Raw genomic sequence first — 19210 nt, 5'->3', positions numbered from 1 at the left:
TCTCACCGTTTCCTCACTGCGAGAGCCTCATGTCCGCGCGCCAAGAGTTTGCCAGCCACCATGCCACCTTCAACCACGTCTGGTCTTCCCTCTTGCTGGAGGAGCTCTTTCGCCTCGGCGTGCGCGACATCGCGCTGGCCTCCGGCTCGCGCTCGGCGCCGCTCACCATGGCAGCCGCCGCCCACCCCGGCTTTCGCCGCCATCTGCACTTTGACGAGCGCGGCCTCGGCTTCATGGCGCTGGGGCTGGCCAAGGGCAGCGGCCGCCCGGTGGCGGTGATCATGACCTCGGGCACGGCGGTGGCCAACCTCTGGCCGGCGGTGGCCGAAGCCCAGCTCACCGGCGTGCCGCTCATCATTCTCTCGGCCGATCGGCCGCCCGAGCTCATCGACAACGGGGCCAACCAGGCCATCGACCAGCAGGGGATCTTCGGCCGCTACCCCGTCTATCAGCAGAACCTGCCGAGCCCCACCGCCACCATCCCGGCAGCCTTCGTGCTGAGCTCGGTGGATCAGGCGCTGGCCCAGCAGGCGCGCACACCAGGGCCGGTGCACTTCAACTGCATGTACCCCGAGCCGCTCTATCCGGGCGACGCCTACCTGGACTTCTCAGCCTATCTGGCCCCCCTCGGCGACTGGCTCCGCTCATCCGAGCCCTGGAGCCCCTGGCAACTGGCGCAGGCCCCCTGCCCGCGTCAGCCCGACTGGGACGAGCTGCAGGGCAAGCGCGGCCTCATCGTCGCCGGCCGCATTCAGGATCCGGTTCAGGCCAAGGCGGTCGCCGCCCTGGCCGAGCGGCTCGGCTGGCCTCTACTGGCAGACCTGCAGAGCCAGCTGCGCTTCGATGGCCGCAACCTGGTGCACGCCGATCTCGCCCTGCAACACTGCGGCTTCGTGGCCGAGCTGGCCCGGGCCGAGGTGCTGCTGCAATTCGGCGCCCGCCTCATCTCCAAGCGGCTCGGCCAGTTTATCAAGCAGCAACCCTGGCAGGCATACTGGCTCATCGACCCGCAGCCAGCCCGGCTCGACCCGGACTACCGGCTGCGCCGCCGCCTGCTGTGCGAACCCGCCGCCTTTGCCGCCGCCCATCCGGTGGCGCACCCGCACCTGCCCTGGCACCGGCTGGCGGAGCGCCAGCAGGCCGTGAGCCAGCAGGTGCGCAGCGCCTGCGAGCGCTTCTCCGAGCTTGGGGTGTGCCATCGTCTGAATCAGCTGATCAGGGGCCAGCTGTTTGTCGGCAACAGCATGCCGGCCCGGCTGATGGACATGCTCGGCGAGGCGGGCAAGGGCCCCAGCCGGGTGATGACCAACCGCGGCGCCTCCGGCATCGACGGTCTCATCGCCACCGCCTACGGCTTCGCGCAATCGGTCCAGCCAGGCAGCAATGAGCCCACCACACTGCTGCTCGGCGATCTCAGCGCCCTGCACGATCTCAACAGCCTGGCGCTGCTTGGCAAATCGAGCCGGCCGCTGGTGGTGATCCTGCTCAACAACGATGGCGGCAGCATCTTTCGCATGCTGCCGGTGCCGACCCAGGACGCGCTGCTGGAGACCTACTACTGCCTGCCCCACGGCCTGCACTTCGAACACGCCGCCGCCATGTTCGGCCTCCACTACCGGGCGCCGGCCACCCTCGCCGAATTTGAACGGGATTACGCCGCCGCGCTGGAAAAGGGGGTAACGCTGATTGAAATCAAGGTCCCCAGCAGCGAAGTCGCCGAGGATCTGAAGGCACTGGGAAGCGCGATCCGTGGCAGCTAGTGCCGACCAGCCGATGCTGGTGCTGCTGCACGGCCTGCTCGGCGATGCCAACGACTGGCAACCCGTGCAGGCGGCCCTGGCCGGCCTCCCCAGCCTGGCGCTGGATCTGCCGGGCCACGGCAGCAACCAGGCAGTGCGGGTAGCGGGTTTCGAGCAGGCCCATCGCTGGCTGTGCGAAGAGCTGGCCGCACGCGGCATCGGCCGCTACCAACTGGCTGGCTATTCGCTGGGCGGTCGGCTCGCCCTCTATCACGCCAGCCAGGCGCCGGTGGGGCTGCAGGCCCTGCTGCTGGAGAACTGCCACTCCGGCCTGCCACCGGCAGAGCGGCCCGCCCGCCTCGCCCACGATGAGGGCTGGGCCCAGCGCTTCGAGCAGGAGCCCCTGGCGGCCGTGCTGGCCGACTGGTATCGGCAGGGGGTGTTCGCCGATCTGGGCGAGGATGCCCGCGCCCACCAGATAGCTCGCCGCCTTGGCAACGACGGCAAGGCCGTGGCCGCCATGCTGCGCGCCACCTCTCTGGGGCGGCAGCCGGATCTCGGCGACTGGCTGGCACAAGGTGCGCTGCCGGTCACCTACGTGAGCGGCAAGCGGGATCACAAATTCCATCAGCTGGCTTGCCTCATGGTAAGTCAGCATCGCAAAATCAACCACTTGGAGCTGGATGGCGGCCACAATCTGCATGCCCATCAGCCTGAGACTTTTGCCCGACTCCTCGCGGAGTGGGCCAACCAACAACAAGAAGAGAAGCGTCATGATTGAAGCAATGACTGAAGCGGAACTCTATGCCCCCGTCGAGTGGCGTGATTGCTCCGCCGGTTACGAGGATATCCTCTATCACAAGTCCGACGATGGCATTGCCAAGATCACCATCAACCGCCCCCAGGTACGCAACGCCTTCCGCCCCCGCACAGTCAAAGAGATGCTGCAGGCGCTGGCCGATGCCCGCTACGACGATCAGGTCGGCACCATCATCCTGACCGGCTTTGGCGAGAAGGCCTTCTGTGCCGGCGGTGACCAGAAGATCCGTGGCGACTACGGTGGCTATCGCGATGACGAGGGGACTCATCACCTCAACGTGCTCGACTTCCAGCGCGACATCCGCACCTGTCCGAAACCGGTCGTTGCCATGGTGGCCGGCTACGCGGTCGGTGGCGGCCACGTGCTGCACATGATGTGCGACCTGACCATCGCCGCCGACAACGCCCAGTTTGGCCAGACCGGTCCGAAAGTGGGCTCCTTCGACGGCGGCTGGGGTGCCTCCTACATGGCGCGCATCGTCGGCCAGAAGAAGGCCCGAGAGATCTGGTTCCTCTGCCGCATGTACGATGCCAAGCAAGCCCTCGACATGGGCCTGGTCAACACCGTCGTGCCGCTGGCTGAGCTGGAGCGTGAAACCGTGCGCTGGTGCCGCGAGATGCTGCAGAACAGCCCGATGGCGCTGCGCTGCCTGAAGGCCGCCCTCAACGCCGACTGCGACGGCCAGGCCGGCTTGCAGGAGCTGGCGGGGAATGCCACCATGCTGTTCTACATGACCGAAGAGGGTCAGGAAGGGCGCAACGCGTTCAACGAGAAACGCCGTCCCGACTTCTCCAAATACAAGCGGAATCCCTGATGACACTCGCTCTCTATCGCTACCAACTGCCTTTTACCCAGCCACTGACCTTTCACGGCAAGGTGGAGGTGGCGCGAGAGGGCCTGTTGGTCCGCGTTGACGACGGCTGGGGGGAAATCGCCCCCCTGCCCGGCTTCTCCCGCGAGAGCCTGGCCGAGGCGCAAGCCGAAGCCATCGCCTGTCTGGAGCAGCTGGCTGTGGGGCAGGAAATCGCCCCGCAGCTCCCTTCGGTGCAATTCGGGCTGGACTGCGCCCGCCGCTGCTGGCCTGCCCAGACCACCCCGCTGCCGGAGCCTTATCCACTTATCCAGGGTTCCCCCCAGGAGCTGCTCAAGCACTGGAAGAACTGGTTGCACAAGACCCCCAGCAAGGCCAAGCTGAAAGTGGCCCGTTACCCCATGCGCGACGAGCTGGCGCTGATCCGCCTGCTGTGCGACCGCATCCCTACCCTCAAGCTGGTGCTGGACGCCAACCAGGGCTGGACCCGCGAGGAGGCCTGGGCCTTCTGCGGCCATCTGGATCCAAACCGGATCGAGTACCTGGAAGACCCTTGCGCCGACTTTGCCGACATCGCCTTTGTGGCCAATCGCACCGGCATGCCGGTAGCCATCGACGAGCTGCTGGCCCAGGGCAAGCCGTGGGAGCCCATTCCCCAGCTGCGCGCCCTGGTGCTCAAGCCCACTCTGCTCGGCTCCCTGGCCCACTGCGAGGCGCTGGTTGCCCGCGCTCGCGAGCTGCGCCTCAAGGTGATCGTCTCCTCCTGCTTCGAATCCGGCCTCGGCCTGAACCAGCTGTTTCATCTGGCGGGCGAATGGGCGCCGGATCAGGCCCCCGGCCTGGATACCCGGCGCTGGCTGGCCACCGATCTGCTGGATGCGACCGGCAAACCCGACCTGAGCCTGCTGGAGCCCCTGTTTCACCGTGATTGAAGGGGCCTGCATGCCACCGCTATCTGACCATCACCACCCTCTGCAACCCTGCCCGGTACGTCACTGGGCGAGGTCCGCCCCGGACCGCATCGCCATTCACGCCGCCGACCCGCTCAGCTACCAACAGCTGGATGCCAGACTCAACGGCCTGTGCCGGCAGCTGGGGCAGGCGGGCCTGCAGGCCGGTGATCGCCTCGCCGCCGTGGTGCGCGGCGCCCTGCCCGACCTGTTGCTGGCTTGGGCCTGCGTGCGCAGCGGCATCGTCTTCTGCCCGCTCAATCCAGCCTTTCCATTGGCGCGGCAAGCGGAGCTGGCCACCCTGCTCGTCGTCAGGGCCTGCTGGTCGGCAGGCGAAATCCCGACCGGCAACTGGCAACCACTGCGGCTCGACTTCACCCATGAGTTGGCGGCGGACGAGGGCGACTGCATGCTGGATCCTGCCCGCCTCAACAACATGATCCTCACCTCGGGGTCCAGCGGCACGCCCAAGGCCGTGGTACACCGGCTGGCCAATCATCTGGCCTCGGCGCGGGGCTCAGCCGCCGTGATCCCGCTCGACGCCGAGTGCGGCTGGCTGCTCTCCTTGCCGCTGTTTCATGTCGGCGGTTACGCCATCCTGTTTAGGGTCTTTCTGGCGGGCGCTGCCCTGGTGCTGGACGATCGCAGCCGCCCGCTCAGGGAGCGCCTCGAGCAGCAACCCATCACCCATCTCTCCCTGGTGCCGACCCAGCTCTGGCGGCTGCTGGCGGAGGGCTTTGATCCCGCCCGTACCCGGCTGCGCGAGCTGCTGCTCGGCGGCGCCGCCATTCCCCAGCCCCTGGTGAACCGGCTGAGCGCCATGGGGCTGGTGCCCAAGGTGAGCTACGGCCTCTCCGAGATGGGCAGCCAGGTCTGCACCGGTCGGCCATCTACCGCCAGTGTGGTGGGCAAGGCGCTGCCGGGACGGGAGGTCTGCATCCAGCAGGGGGAGATCTGCGTACGCGGTGACACCCTGTTTGCCGGCTATTTCAACGCTGGCGGGCTGGAGCGGCCGCTCGATGAGGCAGGCTGGTTCCATACCCGTGACAAGGGGCATTTCACCGCAGATGGCGAACTGGTGGTGGAGGGGCGGCTCGACAACCTCTTCATCTCCGGGGGCGAAAACATCCAGCCCGAGGCCATAGAGCAGCGACTGGTGGATCACCCCGCCGTGGCGCAGGCGCTGGTGGTGCCGGTGCCGAGCGATGAGTGGGGGCAGAGGCCGGCCGCCTTCATCGACTGGCATGGCGCACCTGTGCCCCCTACCGAGCTGGCGGCCTGGATCCGGCACGCCCTGCCCGGTTTCATGGTGCCGGACCAGTGGCACCCCTGGCCCGATCTGGGCGGCCACCTCAAGCCGCAGCGCAGGCAATATCAGAATATTCTTAAGACGCAATAATCACTCCTGCGACAGAATTTGGCATGCAGGAGTCATCCAAATACGCACATTATTCGAAAGAAAATGCTGGCGGTGTCAAAATCTCCCTCGCGGGCAGGAGTAAGTGAGAACGATTACATAAATGGCTATTTTTTTGCACGTTTTTTGAACTGAATGAATTGCCTGTAGTACCATATCCGCCATCATGCATTTCAATGGAAAGGTAACCGCTTGATAGTTAAAGATATTGTCAATTTAGCATTATTTGAACAAAGACTGCATGGTGGTAAAATGCTCTCCTTGGCAGTAAGGCGAGTCACACATGAGTAACAAAAATTATAAAATTGCAGAGGAGATATTTTTCTCCGCGGCAATATTCCGACTCTCTAAGGGAGAAAAGGACATCAAGCTCAGCAACAAAGAAGCCGAGCTGCTCGAAATGCTGTGTGATGAGGCAGGCAGTGTCATTCCTAGAAGCAAACTGCAAGATGCCTTGTGGCCAAACCAGGACAATACAGATACCAACCTGAACCGGCAGATCCTCTCATTGAGAAGAAAGCTGGAATCATTCGGTTTGATGGACGCGATCGATACTATTCCACGAGTGGGATATATCTTTTGTGCCCCTATTGAGGCTGCAGGAGAGAGCGAAGAAGCAGCTCCAAATGAAGAAAAGCAAGCGGCGCTCCCTTCTCATGTGCCTCAGGCCAGACGGCAATATACTCGCCGCAAATATGACCGCTATTTCAGCCCAAAGCGTATTCTACTGTTTGCGCTACTGCTGGTCTCACTGACTTCACTGGCCATCGTCATCTATAACTATGCGACGGCAAATACGCTGCGGACCATCAATCTCAGCCAGATTTCCCTCTATATGACCAGCGAGACGGAAAAGGCGCTGAATGTGAAAATCGATTCGCTGTCCCCCTTGATACAGCGTATTTCACGCAAGGCGGATGAACAGGTTTCCATTCTGGTTGGCAAAGAAGCCATCAGCTATTTTTCCATCGACAATAACAGCAGGAAATTATCAGAGAACGTCTTTCTGCTGCGCAGCGGTCACCCTGTGGCTGAAGAAGTGCAATGTGTGATCACCACCATGACCCAGCAGGGAGACAATGTTTCCCACAACTATTACCACAACCCTGACACCACGGTCCGATATCACAGAAATTGTCAGGCGCCGGACAACTGGGTGGAGATGACCAGAAAGAGCAGATTTATTGTTACCATGAACAGGGAAATAGTGGTGGCAACCGTGATCGCCACAGATAACCAGGGAAAGACTCTGTTCAATCTCGATTCTGTCGGGGATCTGGAAAGGGATGATGGCGATATTTCGGTCGAGGTAAAAAATACCATCGTCAATTTCATTGATCAGCAGGCGCTGACCAGCAATGGCATGGTGGCAACTCTGGTGGCGGCACTGACGCCCCCCAAACAAACGGCACAATTTATTCAGCTGCCTGGCGGCATTTATCTCTCCAATTATCTGGGTGGCGTCATCACCTGGCCCAGCCTCGGTAACTCAAAGGTCGTCCAACGCAACGACCTCTGAGTTTATTCATAAGCCACGATGAAATTGGCCACAGCGGTATAGTCACCGGGCTGAATATTCTTGGCCGCCAGCGCGTCCGGGTGCCCTTCCACCCGGGCAGAGAATTGCAGTTCATTCTCCGTCGTGCCGCCCAGCAGATAGCCACGGGAGGGCGTTCCCAGCGTCAAGGGTGACTGGGTCACGTCATACAAACGGATGCCGGCGCCCTTGGCAATGCCCGCGGTAAAGGCCAGCCCGCCGCTGAGCTGAGCGTCCTGCGCACCGGTAAAGGTCACCTTGGCCATACGGAAGATACCCGGCTTGCAGTTGGTCAGGCGGATGACAAAGGGCACCTGAGCCCCAGCCCCGTTGGCATAGAGTTCCCTGACATCGACCACCCCCATCTCGACCTCCTGCTCAAGGGATTCGGGGGCAACCACACAGGGCTGGTCGATTATCCGGCCATGGAGATGGACCGTATTGCCAAGCAACTCCAGGTCATTGCTGGCACGGGGAGCTGCCGTTACCGCCAACAACGGGCACAGCGCCAAGCCTATCCACAATGTCCGTAGCATAAAACAACCCCTCATTGGAACTCGGCAACGATAGTAGCAGTGGCATAAAAGTCACCGGCCGGGATATCCGCACCTACTGGTGTTACCGGTGCGGCGATAAAGCCCCAGTCACCAATATTTCCCTGCATGGAAACCGGATAAAACGTATTCAAATGCAACTGAGAACCATCCAGCTGCTTGAACTTGATCCCCAAATCGGAAATGACATTTCCACCTTGATAGCCATCCCGGGTTGTCCGTAGATAGTCTTGACTGAAAGAGGTTGGCTTTCCAGAAATACCAAGATTGATCTTCAAGGCATCCCCTTCGAAGACACCACCACGACATTGAAATGTCAGAGGAACCGTCTTTTCAAAATTATTCCCATCCAATCCAGAGCCAGGCAAATCACCAAACTCTACTTCAATAGTCTGCCCACCATTAATCACGCACTCTTCTGGAACATATAAGATTGCAGATGTAATCGTAATTCGAGACATTGGCAAATTATTGAAATCTGTAGTCGTAGACCCTAAGCGGCCATACATTTCTACCACTTGACGGTCTGATATTTGTACACCGTTAATTATTTGCTTTCTTATACGGAAGGTTACTCGCCCGCGGCTACCACTTTCGAAATTACTTATTCTTGTCTCTTTCCCTTTAGTACAAGAGTAATTTGGGTAATCGTTACTTTCATTCGGAAATGGTGCTGTAACGAATTTTTTCTTCCAACCGGCTATCCAAATTTCAACCTTCATATCCAGAAAGTCATTTAGCTTTACAAAACCATCACCAGCTTGAGGCAAGCCATCCGTCATGGTCGCCTTATAGTACACTGGAGATTGTGGAATGCTTCTATCCGGACAGGTAACAATACCTGAATATTGCCCGCCTAAGTTCCACTCAAATGCCTTGGTAGTAAAACCAGGTTTGTTTTGAATATCAGCCTTGTCCAACGATATATAGTAATCATGAGTTGGGTTGGGCGTCACATAGCCATTTGCCAATGCCGTTCCTGCAAACAGCATAAGACTTGAACAGAAGATGGAGCGTAGCATAGGCCTTACTCGCTCTTCATGGCTTTACAGGCATTGCCTGTGCACTGGTATTTGATATCCATATATCCGCCGTAGTCATTGACGTAGCTGATCACAAATTCATTGCCCAGGGTTTCCGGGATGGTGACCGTCTGCTCTGACTTGGGGGCCACCATAAAGGCGGAGAAACCCTTGATGGTGGTCCGCTCCTTGCCCTGCGGATGGCCGAGGCCCACGTAGGTGATGTAGTAAGGCGTCGGGTTGTTGACCTTGAGGGCCTTGCCCTGCTTGGTGACAAGCACCTGATCCTGCCAGATGGCACCACGTGCGGGCAGGATGGCCTCTGGGCGGTAGAACAGCTTGATCTTGGACTGCACGGCAATCTGCATCACGTTGCTCTTCTCGCTCTTGGGCGGGATCTCGCGCAAGTTGAAGTAGTAAATGGACTCGCGATCCTTGGGCAGGCTGTCGATGGCCGGCACGCTGGCGATGCGCACGATGGACTTCTGGTTGGCATCCACCCGCTGCACCGGCGGCAGCACCACGAAGGGAGACGCGATCTTCTGGCCCTGGGCATCTTCAATCCAGGCCTGCGCCAGGTAGGGCAGCTTCTGGTTCTCGTTTTTGATGTTGAGGCTGATGGACTTGGCACCGCCCGGATAGACGGCACGAGTACGGTCCAGCACGATGGCAGCGCTGACGTTGAGCGAGGTCATGCCCAGCACGGCCAGACAGGTATAAGAGAGCAGCTTTTTCATCGGTATCCCATTACTTGCAAGTGAGAGTCTTCATCGACAGATCGGTTACTTGTTGCGGTGCCACTATCTTGCACTGGCGGGCCCCGCCCCATGAGAGTTCAAACGCTTCATTCGGTTTCACCCCGGTCAGATAGACCAGGCCATCTTCATCCACCACCGAGAGCACCCGTCCGGAATCCTTGACGACGGTGGCGCCAAACGGCGGCACTGAGCCATCAGGCAGTTTGACGTTGGCCAGCAGCTTGAACCCTTCGGCGATTTCGAAGGCATTATACCCAATTGCGCCCTCGGTCAGGGTCCCCTGCTTGATGGCGTTCATCGCATCAATGTCATCGCTCAGCTGATCCACGTCCACCCGGGTATCGCTCTTGCGATAGTCGGTCATGTCGCTGATCACCGCGACGCCAAAGCGGTTGGTCACGGCGCGGCCATTGTTGAAGGAGACGCCGGAGGTCTTGTCGGTATCCACCATCATGCGGGTACCGCCACGACGGGTCGCCTGGTGCAAGGCCGCACCGTGCTGAGTGGCTGTCAAGCCGCCACGCAGGCTGGCCCCGACCGAGGTGTATTCGCTCTGCACGCTGTAGGCATTGAGGCTGACCGCTCCGATGTCGCTGTTATGGTTGTAGTAACCCCGCGCCACGGCGTGGCCGTTGCTCTGCACGCCCGCCCCCAGCTGATAGGTATCATCGGGCCGGCTGTAATCCTGATAGGTGGCCAGATGGGTGACCTTGCCATTGGAGGACTGCACGCTATATCCCGCGCTCTTTCTGTCCCCGATCGGCATGCTCAGGGTCAGCATGACACTCTTGTCATCCTCGTAGTTCTCGGTCTTGGTCTTGTAGGCCGACACATAGACGGAGACATCCTTGAAGCTGCCGATGTTCACGTTCTTGTTGATGGAGAGGCCGTAGCGATCCTCTGCCTCGTGATCCCAATAGGTTCTGTGGGTGTAGTCCAGATAGACGGTCAGCGCCTTGGCCGCATCTTCCGCCCAGAAGGTCTTGTTGGCGGTGATGGTGTAGAGCTCCTTGTCACCCCAGGTGTTGTAGTCATCGCTCGAGGTCGTGGTGTTGTTCTCCAGCCGATCCTTGTTGCTCAGGAACTGCGACATGGTCATGAAGTTGTGCTGGGAGAAGCGATAACCGGCGAAGGTGATCGAGCTGTTGTATTCATCAAACTGCTTGGCGTAGTTCACCCGCACCGACTGGCCAATCTTGGTGGAAAGGCCCGGCAACTTGGCGATGGACTGGGTCAGGTCGGCCGAGATGGCACCGAATGCATAGAGATCGCGACCGATACCGAGCCCCATGGAGTTGTATTCACCCGCAACCAGGCTGCCACCGTACAGCGACCAGGAGTTGGCCACCCCCCAGGAGAAATCACCGGTCACGAAGGCAGGGCCGTGCACATCGTGCACCGAATCCGTCTGCTCGGAAGGCGCACCCACCGCCAGGTTGTATCGGACGTAACCGGGACGGGTCAGATAGGGGACGGTCGCGGTGTCTACCTGGAACGAGCTGACACTGCCATCCTGCTCCTCCACCCGTACGTCGAGACGACCGCGCACCGAACTGTCCAGCCCCTGGATGCGAAACGGACCGGCCGGCACGTTGGTCTCATAGATGATCCGGCCGGACTGGGAGATGGTGACCTTGGCGTTGGTCTTGGCGATGCCGCTCACTTCCGGCGCATAGCCCTGCAGGCTCGGCGGCAACATGCGCTCATCATTGGCCAGGTTGACGCCGGTATAACGGAAGCCGTCGATCAGCTGGGAGTTGAGCTGCTGCTCGCCCACCGTCAGCTTGGCAGCCATGTCGGTCAAGGGGCGATAGGCATAGATACGGTTCAGCTCGGTCGATGTCCGTTCATTGTCGCCCCAGTAAGAGCTGGCCTGATAGTCGCCCCGCAGACGCCAGGCGCCGTAGTTGAACCCCAGCGTACCGTAACTGCTGATGTTGCTATTGGAGTAACCATCCCCTTCGTTGACCTGGGCGTTGATGTTGTAATCCAGCATCATCCCTGGGATCCCCTCATCCCACTGTTCGGGCGGAATCCAGTTCGGATCGCTGTATTTCATCCACGCCTGAGGCACGGCGATGCGCAGCAAGCCATTACCTATGTCATTGGAGATCACCACACCGTCCAGCGCCAGCAGGTTGGCACACTGGCCATCGTGCCAGGTATCGATCTTGGCGATGGCCTCGTCGGTCAGCGCCAGCTTGGGGATAACTTCTTGCGGCAGGCAGGCCACCCCACCCTTTCCCTTGCCGGTGTCAGTCTCGTAGAAAGGGATCTTCTGCAGGGGCAGCTTGTTCTTGTTGACCTCGATTTCGAGGTAGTAGTCGCCGGGCAGGATGTAACCTTCGTCGGCAAACTGGGAGAGGTCGATCTTGGTCCGTTCGTCCAGATCGAGCGCATCAATATTAAACTCCGTTTCTGCCCATGCGTGATTTGCCACCGCCATCAGGCCGGGCACGCATAGCATAAAAGCCATTTTTGAATAATGTTTTTTTCTCACAGAGTCTGATGTTGAAACGCTCATATTTTCACTCTAGGAATTGCATAACGGTCTCACGTAATGAGGTATCTACACTAAGCAATTGGCTTGCTTACATATAATTGAGTTCAAACAGTGTCGTACTGTCCGGAAAAAACAGCTGACTACTGGTAAGCCCCAAATTGAATTCCAAATCACTGTTAACGATATCCGAAACAATAAAATGCTCGCCGGATACCTTGTGATATTGGCCGTTGTTGAGAATGCCGAGCTCATCGCTCATGGCACCGCGTACGGACATGGAAATAAAAGGCAGTGATGCCTCCGTCGCCCCCTCGACCTGACAGCCGCTGATTTTCAGCGTGCCTGGTTGCTGAGCCTGCAGCGGAATGCTGCGCAGCACCTCCAGCGTACAACCCGATTCGGCCAGTCCATCCGTGCGTTCGTTGGCGTGGACTGATCCCGCCATCATCACCAGCTGCAGCACCATGGCTGCCATCATTGAAGTTTTCATGATCAAGGTTCGATGTGAGGAAACAGAATGTGTGAGGTTGTGGTGGCTCGCACCACCACAACCCTGATCACACGTTAAGGCACTCTATTACTCGTAGGAGAGAGTAAAGTTGGTTACTGCAGTGAAAGCGCCGGCTTTCAGCGGGTTGGTGGTCTGATCGGCATAACCTTTCAGTACGGCGCTGAAGGGCAGCTCGTTGTCACCGTTGACCAGGCTGAAAGCGGCAGTCGGGGTACCCAGTACGATCGCGGCACCACCCGGAGCGGTCATCTTGATACCGGCACCAGCGGCGTCACCACCACCGATAACCAGCAGGCTGGAATCTACCGGGTCTTTGGCGCCGCTGAAGGTCACCTTGACGGCATCTTCCTTGTCGGAGATTTCACAGTTCAGCAGCTTGATGCTGAACGGCTTGGAGTTGGACTCGCCACCGCTGGCCAGCTCTTTGGTGCTGATCTGACCCATTTCAACTACTTGATCAACAGACTCAGGAGCAACGGAGCAAGGAGCGTTGATGATTTCACCATTGAAGGTGACTTTGCCTGAACCAGCGCCACCGGCAGCAACAGCGGAGCCGCACAGCAGGATGGAACCAACACCCATAGCAACCAAAATCTTGTTAGCTTTCATTCGTTTATACCTACATTAACGTGTGTTGTACTGCATCACTCCAATCATGCTGGAGTCACGATCTTCAGTGATGCCTCGATATACAGCACAGCAACTGCTGGTGCTCAACCTCTCATTAAGCCGGTGAGAGGTCATGCCAATAATCAGCTGTGCCTTTTAAGGTTTATTTAAATAAGCAAAAGCAGCACACCGCTCAGGGGCAGTTCCCGCTACACCTCATCTGCACAACTACATACATCCCTGTCGTCTGTGCAGAAAGCCGTGTTCCGCTTTTGCTTGATGAACAAATTAACGACTCATTTGATGCGCATCAAATACATTTTGATTTATATAAATTATTTTATAAACACTTAAAAAACAATAGCTTAAGCTAGCACCAAAACATGTTCAGATATCATGAAATAAATAACATTCATATAAAGAACATCTATCTCAATATTGTCAGACAGTGAATTTAAAATCACTCACAGCAAATTAACAAAAACACAACCAAAATAACCTGAGAGTATTTGATAATAGTTATCACCCACTTCGTAAACCGCCTCAAAAGAGGTAATCAGGTCATCAGGTAATCAGGTAATCAGGTAATCAGGTAATCAGGTAATCAGGTAATCAGGTAATCAGGTAATCAGGTAATCAGGTAATCAGGTAATCAGGTAATCAGGTAATCAGGTAATCAGGTAATCAGGTAATCAGGTAATCAGGTAATCAGGTAATCAGGTAATCAGGTAATCAGGTAATCAGGTAATCATTTTAACCTATCGGGCCTGGAAGGAAGTTGATATATCTGCTCTTACCACCTTCCGGTGTGACCTTGATTTTAATTAACCGGATGGCGGTCGTGCATGTTCACTACAGAACAAGACTTCATCGAAAGCCAGTTTAAAATAATGATGGACAAGATCTGATATGCGCACCAAATATTGGCCAATCCATATATCTCCTGTCACAACCATATATAAAATATTATTTGTGACTGATATCCCACACTTTTTGATGGCGATTGATTTCTCAAAGTGGGATGTTATCATCTAAACATAGAGTGAAGGGCAAACCGGTCGAAAGGTCGGGACGCAAAGCCACCGGTCTAAGGGTTCATAACCTAAGACAGCGGAGCTGCCATCTGAGAAGAGCGATGTCATCAGTTGTATCTGTGTCATTCTCTTTGATTGCGTTGCCCTTTTCGTACAACGACACGTGACGAAAAGGACATTAAAATGAACACTTCTACCGCTTCCGTACGCAACAGCGCCATCCGTTTCGCCTCTTCTGCCGCCGCAGCCATGCTGCTTGGTGCCGCCTTGCTTCCAGCCACTGCCTCAGCCGCCGACGGCACCGTCACCTTCACCGGTACCATCTATGAAGCCCCCTGCGACTTCGCCGACAACAGTGTGACCTGCTATTCCGGCACCCAGCGCCAGACCATGGATCTGGCCAGCCTGCAGCAAGCCGGCAGCCTCAATACCATCAGCAGCACCATGCAGTACAAGCTGTCTGCTGGCAGCAGCAACATGGCCATCGTGACCGTCAGCTACCTCTAACTGCGTCATGCCAGCCGTCCGCCCGGGGTTGTTCATTACCTCGGGCGGATCTGTTCGCCTTTGGAAAGATGAACCCGACAGCCTCCCCTAGGCTGTCATTGTTAACACCCGCTCACCATCCACCAATCCCCCACCCGTTTTCTCGATTCCCATACCGACTGCCGCCCGGTGGCTTCTCACTACAACATCCTGCTTTATCCTGCTTTCTGCTCAGGCAGCTCAGTACTTTCTATTGCTGCTAACCAGCTTGCGACTGTCGTATTCCCATCTGGTAAAAGAACCTCAAACGAGACTTTGATCACAGTTGCCAGGCTTAGGCTGAGAGCCCCCCCAGATGGCAGATGAGTCCTTGCTATCAGTAGAGCCCCTAATGGGGCTTATTTCGTTTTGATTTAATCTAAATAAATGATTTATATGGCCTGACTGGTGGGTTGATATCCTTTTGGGGCTGATTAGATTGCACGCGTCAATCACGCAGACAATCAATCAAAGGGATAAAAATGAACAATCTGGGTACCAGGTTGCTGCTGCTGGCAGCACCGAGCCTGTTTGCCACTTCGGCGCTGGCCAACTACTCCCCCTCCGACTGGCAACAGTATCAACTCAAAGGCGAATCCAGCCGTCAGCTGGGGGATCGTCTCACCGAAGTGACCTACGAGCTGAGCGCCCGCAGCGGCGACGCCCCTTATCAGCAGTTGAGGGTATATCGCCGCTTCGACTGGCGCGATGCCAACCTGGCTGCGCTGGCAGAGCAGCAGTGCGGCGAGCCGCAACTCAAGATCGAGCAGGGCTGGCAGATCCGCTACCTCAGCTGTGAAGAGGTGGTGCCGGCCGGCAAGGCCGTCCCGGCCAGCAGCTATGACTATGGCTACGGCATGAAGCAGGGCCGCTGGGAGCCGCTGGCGGGTACCCCGACCGCGCCGCGTCAGGATCGTCTGCCGCTGGCTGAGCGGGTCATCCTGGGTCACAGCGAGCAGGAGCTGGATCGCTGCGAGCTCAACGCCGAAGGCCGCTGCGCCGAGCAGGCATGGCAGTACCAGCCGCAAAACTGGCAGCAATTGAAGGTGCTGGAAGAGACCCCCAATGAACGGGATGGCCGCCTCGAGCAGATCTTCTTCCGCCTGCAGCCCATCGCGGGCAGCCAGGCCGCCAAGCAGGTGAGCGAGTTGCACGTCTGGCGCCAGTACACCTGGTTGCTGGACGAGATCAAGGCCCAACAGGAGTGCGATGAACCCCAGACCCGTCAGGAAGGGGACAAGACCATCAGCTATCGGGTGTGCCGTCAGACCCTGCCCGCCGGCAGCGAAGTGCAGGTGGTCTTGAAGGACACCGGCTATCAATACCCGGTGGGGGGCAGCGAATGGCAGACCCTGCCGGAAACAACCGAGTGGCAGGAGAGCCGGGTGCTTAACCGCCCTATCGTGCTGGCCAGCAAGGAAGAGCAGCTCGACTGTCGCCGTGCCGACGGTCGCGCCTGTTCCGAGCCGGATCTGCCGGGCACCGAACTGCTGGACGCCGAAGCGGCCAAGATAGTGCAGGATGCCAGTGGCCAGCCCGCACCGGTCTGGCAGGAGAACTATGGTCACGATGACACCAAGCTGCTGGCCGTGTCGCGCGGCATCCAGAGCCTGCTGGCGGCCAATCAACCGGCCCATCCGGCCATGAAGCTGCTGCTGGAATACGTGCGTGCCCACAACTACCACAACTACGGCAAGCACAAGGAAGACGGCCCAGCTGCCGCCGAGGCGCTGGCCGAGGCATTGACCGCGCTGGGCGCCCATCCGCTGCTCTTCCCGGAACAGGCCAGCGACGAGGTAGGTGCCGTCATGGGTGCCTGGAGCATCGCCCTGCACGGTCAGTTCAAGAGCCCGGCAGTGCAGAGCCGCTTTGGCACCCTGCTCGGCGAATTCAACCAGATGCTGGCCTACAGTACCCGCCATGCCAGCGAGATCAACGGTCAGCACGCCTGGGCGACCGGTCTGTTCGATCTGCTCAACTTCCTCGACTTCGCCAGCGACTACAGCGACCCCTTCGCCAACGACTTCCGCCAGCAGGATGGCGAGCTGCGCAAGCAGCTGCACGCCCTCGGCATGAGCGAACTCGCGTTGTGGCAAGGAAGGGATGGCGCCGATCTGTTCCTGCTCAACAACGTGCTGGATGCCTACACCCGCCTCTACCGGGTCGCCCGCTATACCCGCCCGGACGAGCTCGACGGCTACCGCAAGCTGCTGGATGACTCCGTCATCGCACTGGTTCGCCACCACGACCTGATCCCCGGTGGCCAGCAGAGTCAGGACCTGCTGAAAGACATGTCACTGACCCTCTCCACTTACTACCTGACCTACACGGACCGCACCAGCGAAGCCTGCATCAGCGGTGACTTCGCCGGGCTCTGCACCCCTGTCCGGGTGGAGGACGTGCTGCCCTTCGAGCACACCTGCTCGCCGACCCTGCGCCTGCGGGCCCAGGATCTGACCATGGCTCAGGCCGAGGGGATCTGCCGTGAACTGGGTGCCGAAGAGCAGCAGTTCCACCAGCAGATGGAGACCGGCTGGCAGCCGGTGGCGGACGATCACAACGAGGCGCTGGAACTGGTGGTCTTCAACTCCTCCGCCGACTGGAAACGCTATGGCAGTGCCCTGTTCGGTGGCGTCTCCACCGACAACGGCGGCATCTACCTCGAAGGGGATCCGGCTCGCCCCGGCAACCAGGCCCGCTTCTTCGCCTACGAGGCGGAGTGGAAGCGCCCAGCGTTCCAGGTGTGGAACCTGCGCCACGAGTACGTGCACTACCTGGACGGCCGCTTCAACCAGTACGGCAGCTTCGGCCACTACCCGCTCAACCGCACCACCTGGTGGTCGGAAGGGCTGGCGGAGTTCATCGCCCACGGCCAGTGCTTCGCCCGCGGTCTGGACAACGTCGCCGGCCGCCCGGCCAGCGATCGTCCGGCCCTGGCCGACATCCTGCACCTGGATTACGACAAGGGCGGCGAGATGGTCTACTCCTGGTCCTACACCGTGCACCGCTTCCTGAACGAGACCGGTCGCGGCGCCAGCTGGCTGGCCATGGCCCAGGCCCTGCGCAACCCGGATCAGCAGCAGGCCATGAGTGCCTTCGAAGCCGAGCTGGACCAGCTGATTGCCAATGACAGCGAGGCCTACCAGCAGTGGCTCGGCCGCGAGCTGCTGCCCTGGTGGGAAGCCAACAAGGACTCCGACGAGTGCAAGGCCAACGACTCATCCCACTGAGGACGAGACGGCTATGACAAGGGGCGGCCATGGCCGCCCCTTCTTATGAACGATTTTAATCGGCTCAGGATCAAGCAGTTAGCCGACCTCTCCCTGCGACAACCTCTGCCCGAGTGACGTCTTCGGCGGTCATCAAGCCTGACGTACGACGGCAACTTGTAATAGAATGACCCTCTGTCACCTCTTACTTCAGACCCGAACCGCACCGCGCATGAAGAAGTTTGCCAAGATCCTGCTCGCCTGCCTCTGCCTGTTGCTGGCCTCCGTCGCCACACTGCTGGGCTACAGCGAGTGGACCGTCTCGGACGCCCGTCACTACACCTACGACGACGTCAATGCGGTGCCCTACAACCGGGTCGCCCTGGTGCTCGGCACCTCCAAGTACCTGATTGGCGGCAGCCCGAACCACTACTTCAAGTACCGGATCAAGGCCGCCGCCGAGCTCTACAACAACGGCAAGGTGGACTACATCCTGGTCTCCGGCGACAACGCCACCGTGCAGTACAACGAGCCGCGCCAGATGCGGCGAGCCCTGATCCAGGCCGGCATCCCGGCCAACGCCATCTACAGCGACTACGCCGGCTTTCGGACCCTGGACTCCATCGTGCGAGCCAAGGAGGTGTTCGGTCAGGCCCACTTCACCGTGGTCTCGCAGGCCTTTCACAACGAGCGCGCCATCTTCATCGCCCGCCATTTCGGCATCGAGGCGGTCGGCTTCAACGCCGTGGATCCGAGCGCCTATCAGGGCATCAAGACCCGGGTGCGCGAGGTGTTCGCCCGCCTGATGGGGCTGCTCGACCTCTACGTGCTGGACAAGGGTCCCAAGTTCCTCGGCGAGCCCATCGTCATCGGCGGCCCGGTCCCCTGCCAGGCGTTGAGCACCATAGGCGCGAGCCAGCCCTGCCTGCCCATTGCACCGCCCCCTCGTAAGCCGAAGGCCAAACCGGCAGCGGCAGTGAGCGCGGCAACCGCCACCAGTGCGGCGGCTGCAACCAGCGGAGCCTTGGCCACCAGCGCCGCCGTGCCGAGCGAGGCAACGCTCATGGATAGCCCAGCTGCCGCCAGTGCAGCAATGCCAACCAGCATTGCCCCGGCCACCAGCGCAGCCGTGCCGAGCGAAGCAACACCCGTGGATAATCCGGCTGCCAGCAGCGCGCCGACCCCTCAATAGCAGAGACCCGCCAACAGGC

Annotated in this window: 15 protein-coding genes and 1 riboswitch; of the genes, 9 read left to right on the top strand and 6 right to left on the bottom strand. The window is 59.1% G+C overall.

Features of this window, described 5'->3' with window-relative positions:
- Nucleotides 1-29 precede the first annotated feature (29 nt).
- The 6 genes from menD to ACPDZI_RS01950 all read left to right on the top strand — a co-directional run bounded on the left by menD (nucleotide 30) and on the right by ACPDZI_RS01950 (nucleotide 7256).
- Nucleotides 30-1760, top strand: coding sequence for a 2-succinyl-5-enolpyruvyl-6-hydroxy-3-cyclohexene-1-carboxylic-acid synthase (gene menD, locus ACPDZI_RS01975; protein ID WP_438833919.1), 1731 nt, complete (start codon nucleotides 30-32; stop codon nucleotides 1758-1760).
- A complete protein-coding gene (gene menH, locus ACPDZI_RS01970; protein WP_438833918.1) occupies nucleotides 1750-2520 on the top strand; it encodes a 2-succinyl-6-hydroxy-2,4-cyclohexadiene-1-carboxylate synthase in 771 nt (256 codons plus the stop codon). Before menD ends, menH begins: the two co-directional genes overlap by 11 nt.
- The gene (gene menB / locus ACPDZI_RS01965; RefSeq protein ID WP_039215084.1) at nucleotides 2513-3373 is read left to right on the top strand and encodes a 1,4-dihydroxy-2-naphthoyl-CoA synthase; all 861 of its coding nucleotides are present in this window, start codon (nucleotides 2513-2515) and stop codon (nucleotides 3371-3373) included. Before menH ends, menB begins: the two co-directional genes overlap by 8 nt.
- Complete coding sequence (gene menC / locus ACPDZI_RS01960) at nucleotides 3373-4302, top strand: o-succinylbenzoate synthase (protein ID WP_146061929.1); 930 nt, start codon at nucleotides 3373-3375, stop codon at nucleotides 4300-4302. Before menB ends, menC begins: the two co-directional genes overlap by 1 nt.
- A gap of 10 nt (nucleotides 4303-4312) precedes the next feature.
- Complete coding sequence (locus ACPDZI_RS01955; RefSeq protein ID WP_438833917.1) at nucleotides 4313-5719, top strand: 2-succinylbenzoate--CoA ligase; 1407 nt, start codon at nucleotides 4313-4315, stop codon at nucleotides 5717-5719.
- A 301-nt stretch (nucleotides 5720-6020) separates the two neighbouring features.
- A complete protein-coding gene (locus tag ACPDZI_RS01950; protein ID WP_438833916.1) occupies nucleotides 6021-7256 on the top strand; it encodes a winged helix-turn-helix domain-containing protein in 1236 nt (411 codons plus the stop codon).
- Between the two features lie 2 nt (nucleotides 7257-7258).
- Here the strand turns inward: ACPDZI_RS01950 and ACPDZI_RS01945 are convergent, their stop codons facing one another.
- The 6 genes from ACPDZI_RS01945 to ACPDZI_RS01920 form a co-directional block, all read right to left on the bottom strand.
- Nucleotides 7259-7810, bottom strand: coding sequence for a fimbrial protein (locus tag ACPDZI_RS01945; RefSeq protein WP_438833915.1), 552 nt, complete (start codon nucleotides 7808-7810; stop codon nucleotides 7259-7261).
- A gap of 11 nt (nucleotides 7811-7821) precedes the next feature.
- Nucleotides 7822-8850: a fimbrial protein gene (locus ACPDZI_RS01940; RefSeq protein WP_124252487.1), complete on the bottom strand. Its 1029-nt coding sequence runs from the start codon at nucleotides 8848-8850 to the stop codon at nucleotides 7822-7824.
- Nucleotides 8851-8855: 5 nt separating this feature from the next.
- Nucleotides 8856-9587 carry a fimbrial biogenesis chaperone gene (locus tag ACPDZI_RS01935; RefSeq protein ID WP_438833914.1) on the bottom strand — a complete coding sequence of 244 codons (732 nt, stop codon included), beginning with the start codon at nucleotides 9585-9587 and terminating at the stop codon, nucleotides 8856-8858.
- Nucleotides 9588-9597: 10 nt separating this feature from the next.
- Entirely contained in the window at nucleotides 9598-12132 is a 2535-nt protein-coding gene (locus tag ACPDZI_RS01930) for a fimbria/pilus outer membrane usher protein (protein WP_168967962.1), read from the bottom strand.
- A 67-nt stretch (nucleotides 12133-12199) separates the two neighbouring features.
- Nucleotides 12200-12589 (bottom strand): hypothetical protein, encoded by a 390-nt coding sequence (locus ACPDZI_RS01925; protein ID WP_323934269.1) that lies wholly within the window; start codon nucleotides 12587-12589, stop codon nucleotides 12200-12202.
- Nucleotides 12590-12688: 99 nt separating this feature from the next.
- Entirely contained in the window at nucleotides 12689-13231 is a 543-nt protein-coding gene (locus ACPDZI_RS01920; RefSeq protein WP_076361601.1) for a fimbrial protein, read from the bottom strand.
- Between the two features lie 1038 nt (nucleotides 13232-14269).
- A riboswitch (cyclic di-GMP riboswitch) is annotated at nucleotides 14270-14355 on the top strand.
- 93 nt (nucleotides 14356-14448) lie between these two features.
- On the opposite strand from ACPDZI_RS01920, the gene ACPDZI_RS01915 reads away from it, so the two are divergent.
- The 3 genes from ACPDZI_RS01915 (at nucleotide 14449) to ACPDZI_RS01905 (ending at nucleotide 19191) form a co-directional block, all read left to right on the top strand.
- Entirely contained in the window at nucleotides 14449-14772 is a 324-nt protein-coding gene (locus tag ACPDZI_RS01915) for a fimbrial protein (protein ID WP_175610277.1), read from the top strand.
- A 500-nt stretch (nucleotides 14773-15272) separates the two neighbouring features.
- The gene (locus tag ACPDZI_RS01910; RefSeq protein ID WP_438833913.1) at nucleotides 15273-18020 is read left to right on the top strand and encodes a collagenase; all 2748 of its coding nucleotides are present in this window, start codon (nucleotides 15273-15275) and stop codon (nucleotides 18018-18020) included.
- Between the two features lie 211 nt (nucleotides 18021-18231).
- Nucleotides 18232-19191: a SanA/YdcF family protein gene (locus ACPDZI_RS01905; protein WP_408800132.1), complete on the top strand. Its 960-nt coding sequence runs from the start codon at nucleotides 18232-18234 to the stop codon at nucleotides 19189-19191.
- Nucleotides 19192-19210 lie beyond the last annotated feature (19 nt).

The organism is Aeromonas oralensis, assembly GCF_049665575.1.
Taxonomy (GTDB): Bacteria; Pseudomonadota; Gammaproteobacteria; order Enterobacterales; family Aeromonadaceae; genus Aeromonas; species Aeromonas hydrophila.
Note: the sequence above shows the minus strand (reverse complement) of the source record. Positions and strands in the feature narration are given on the sequence as shown.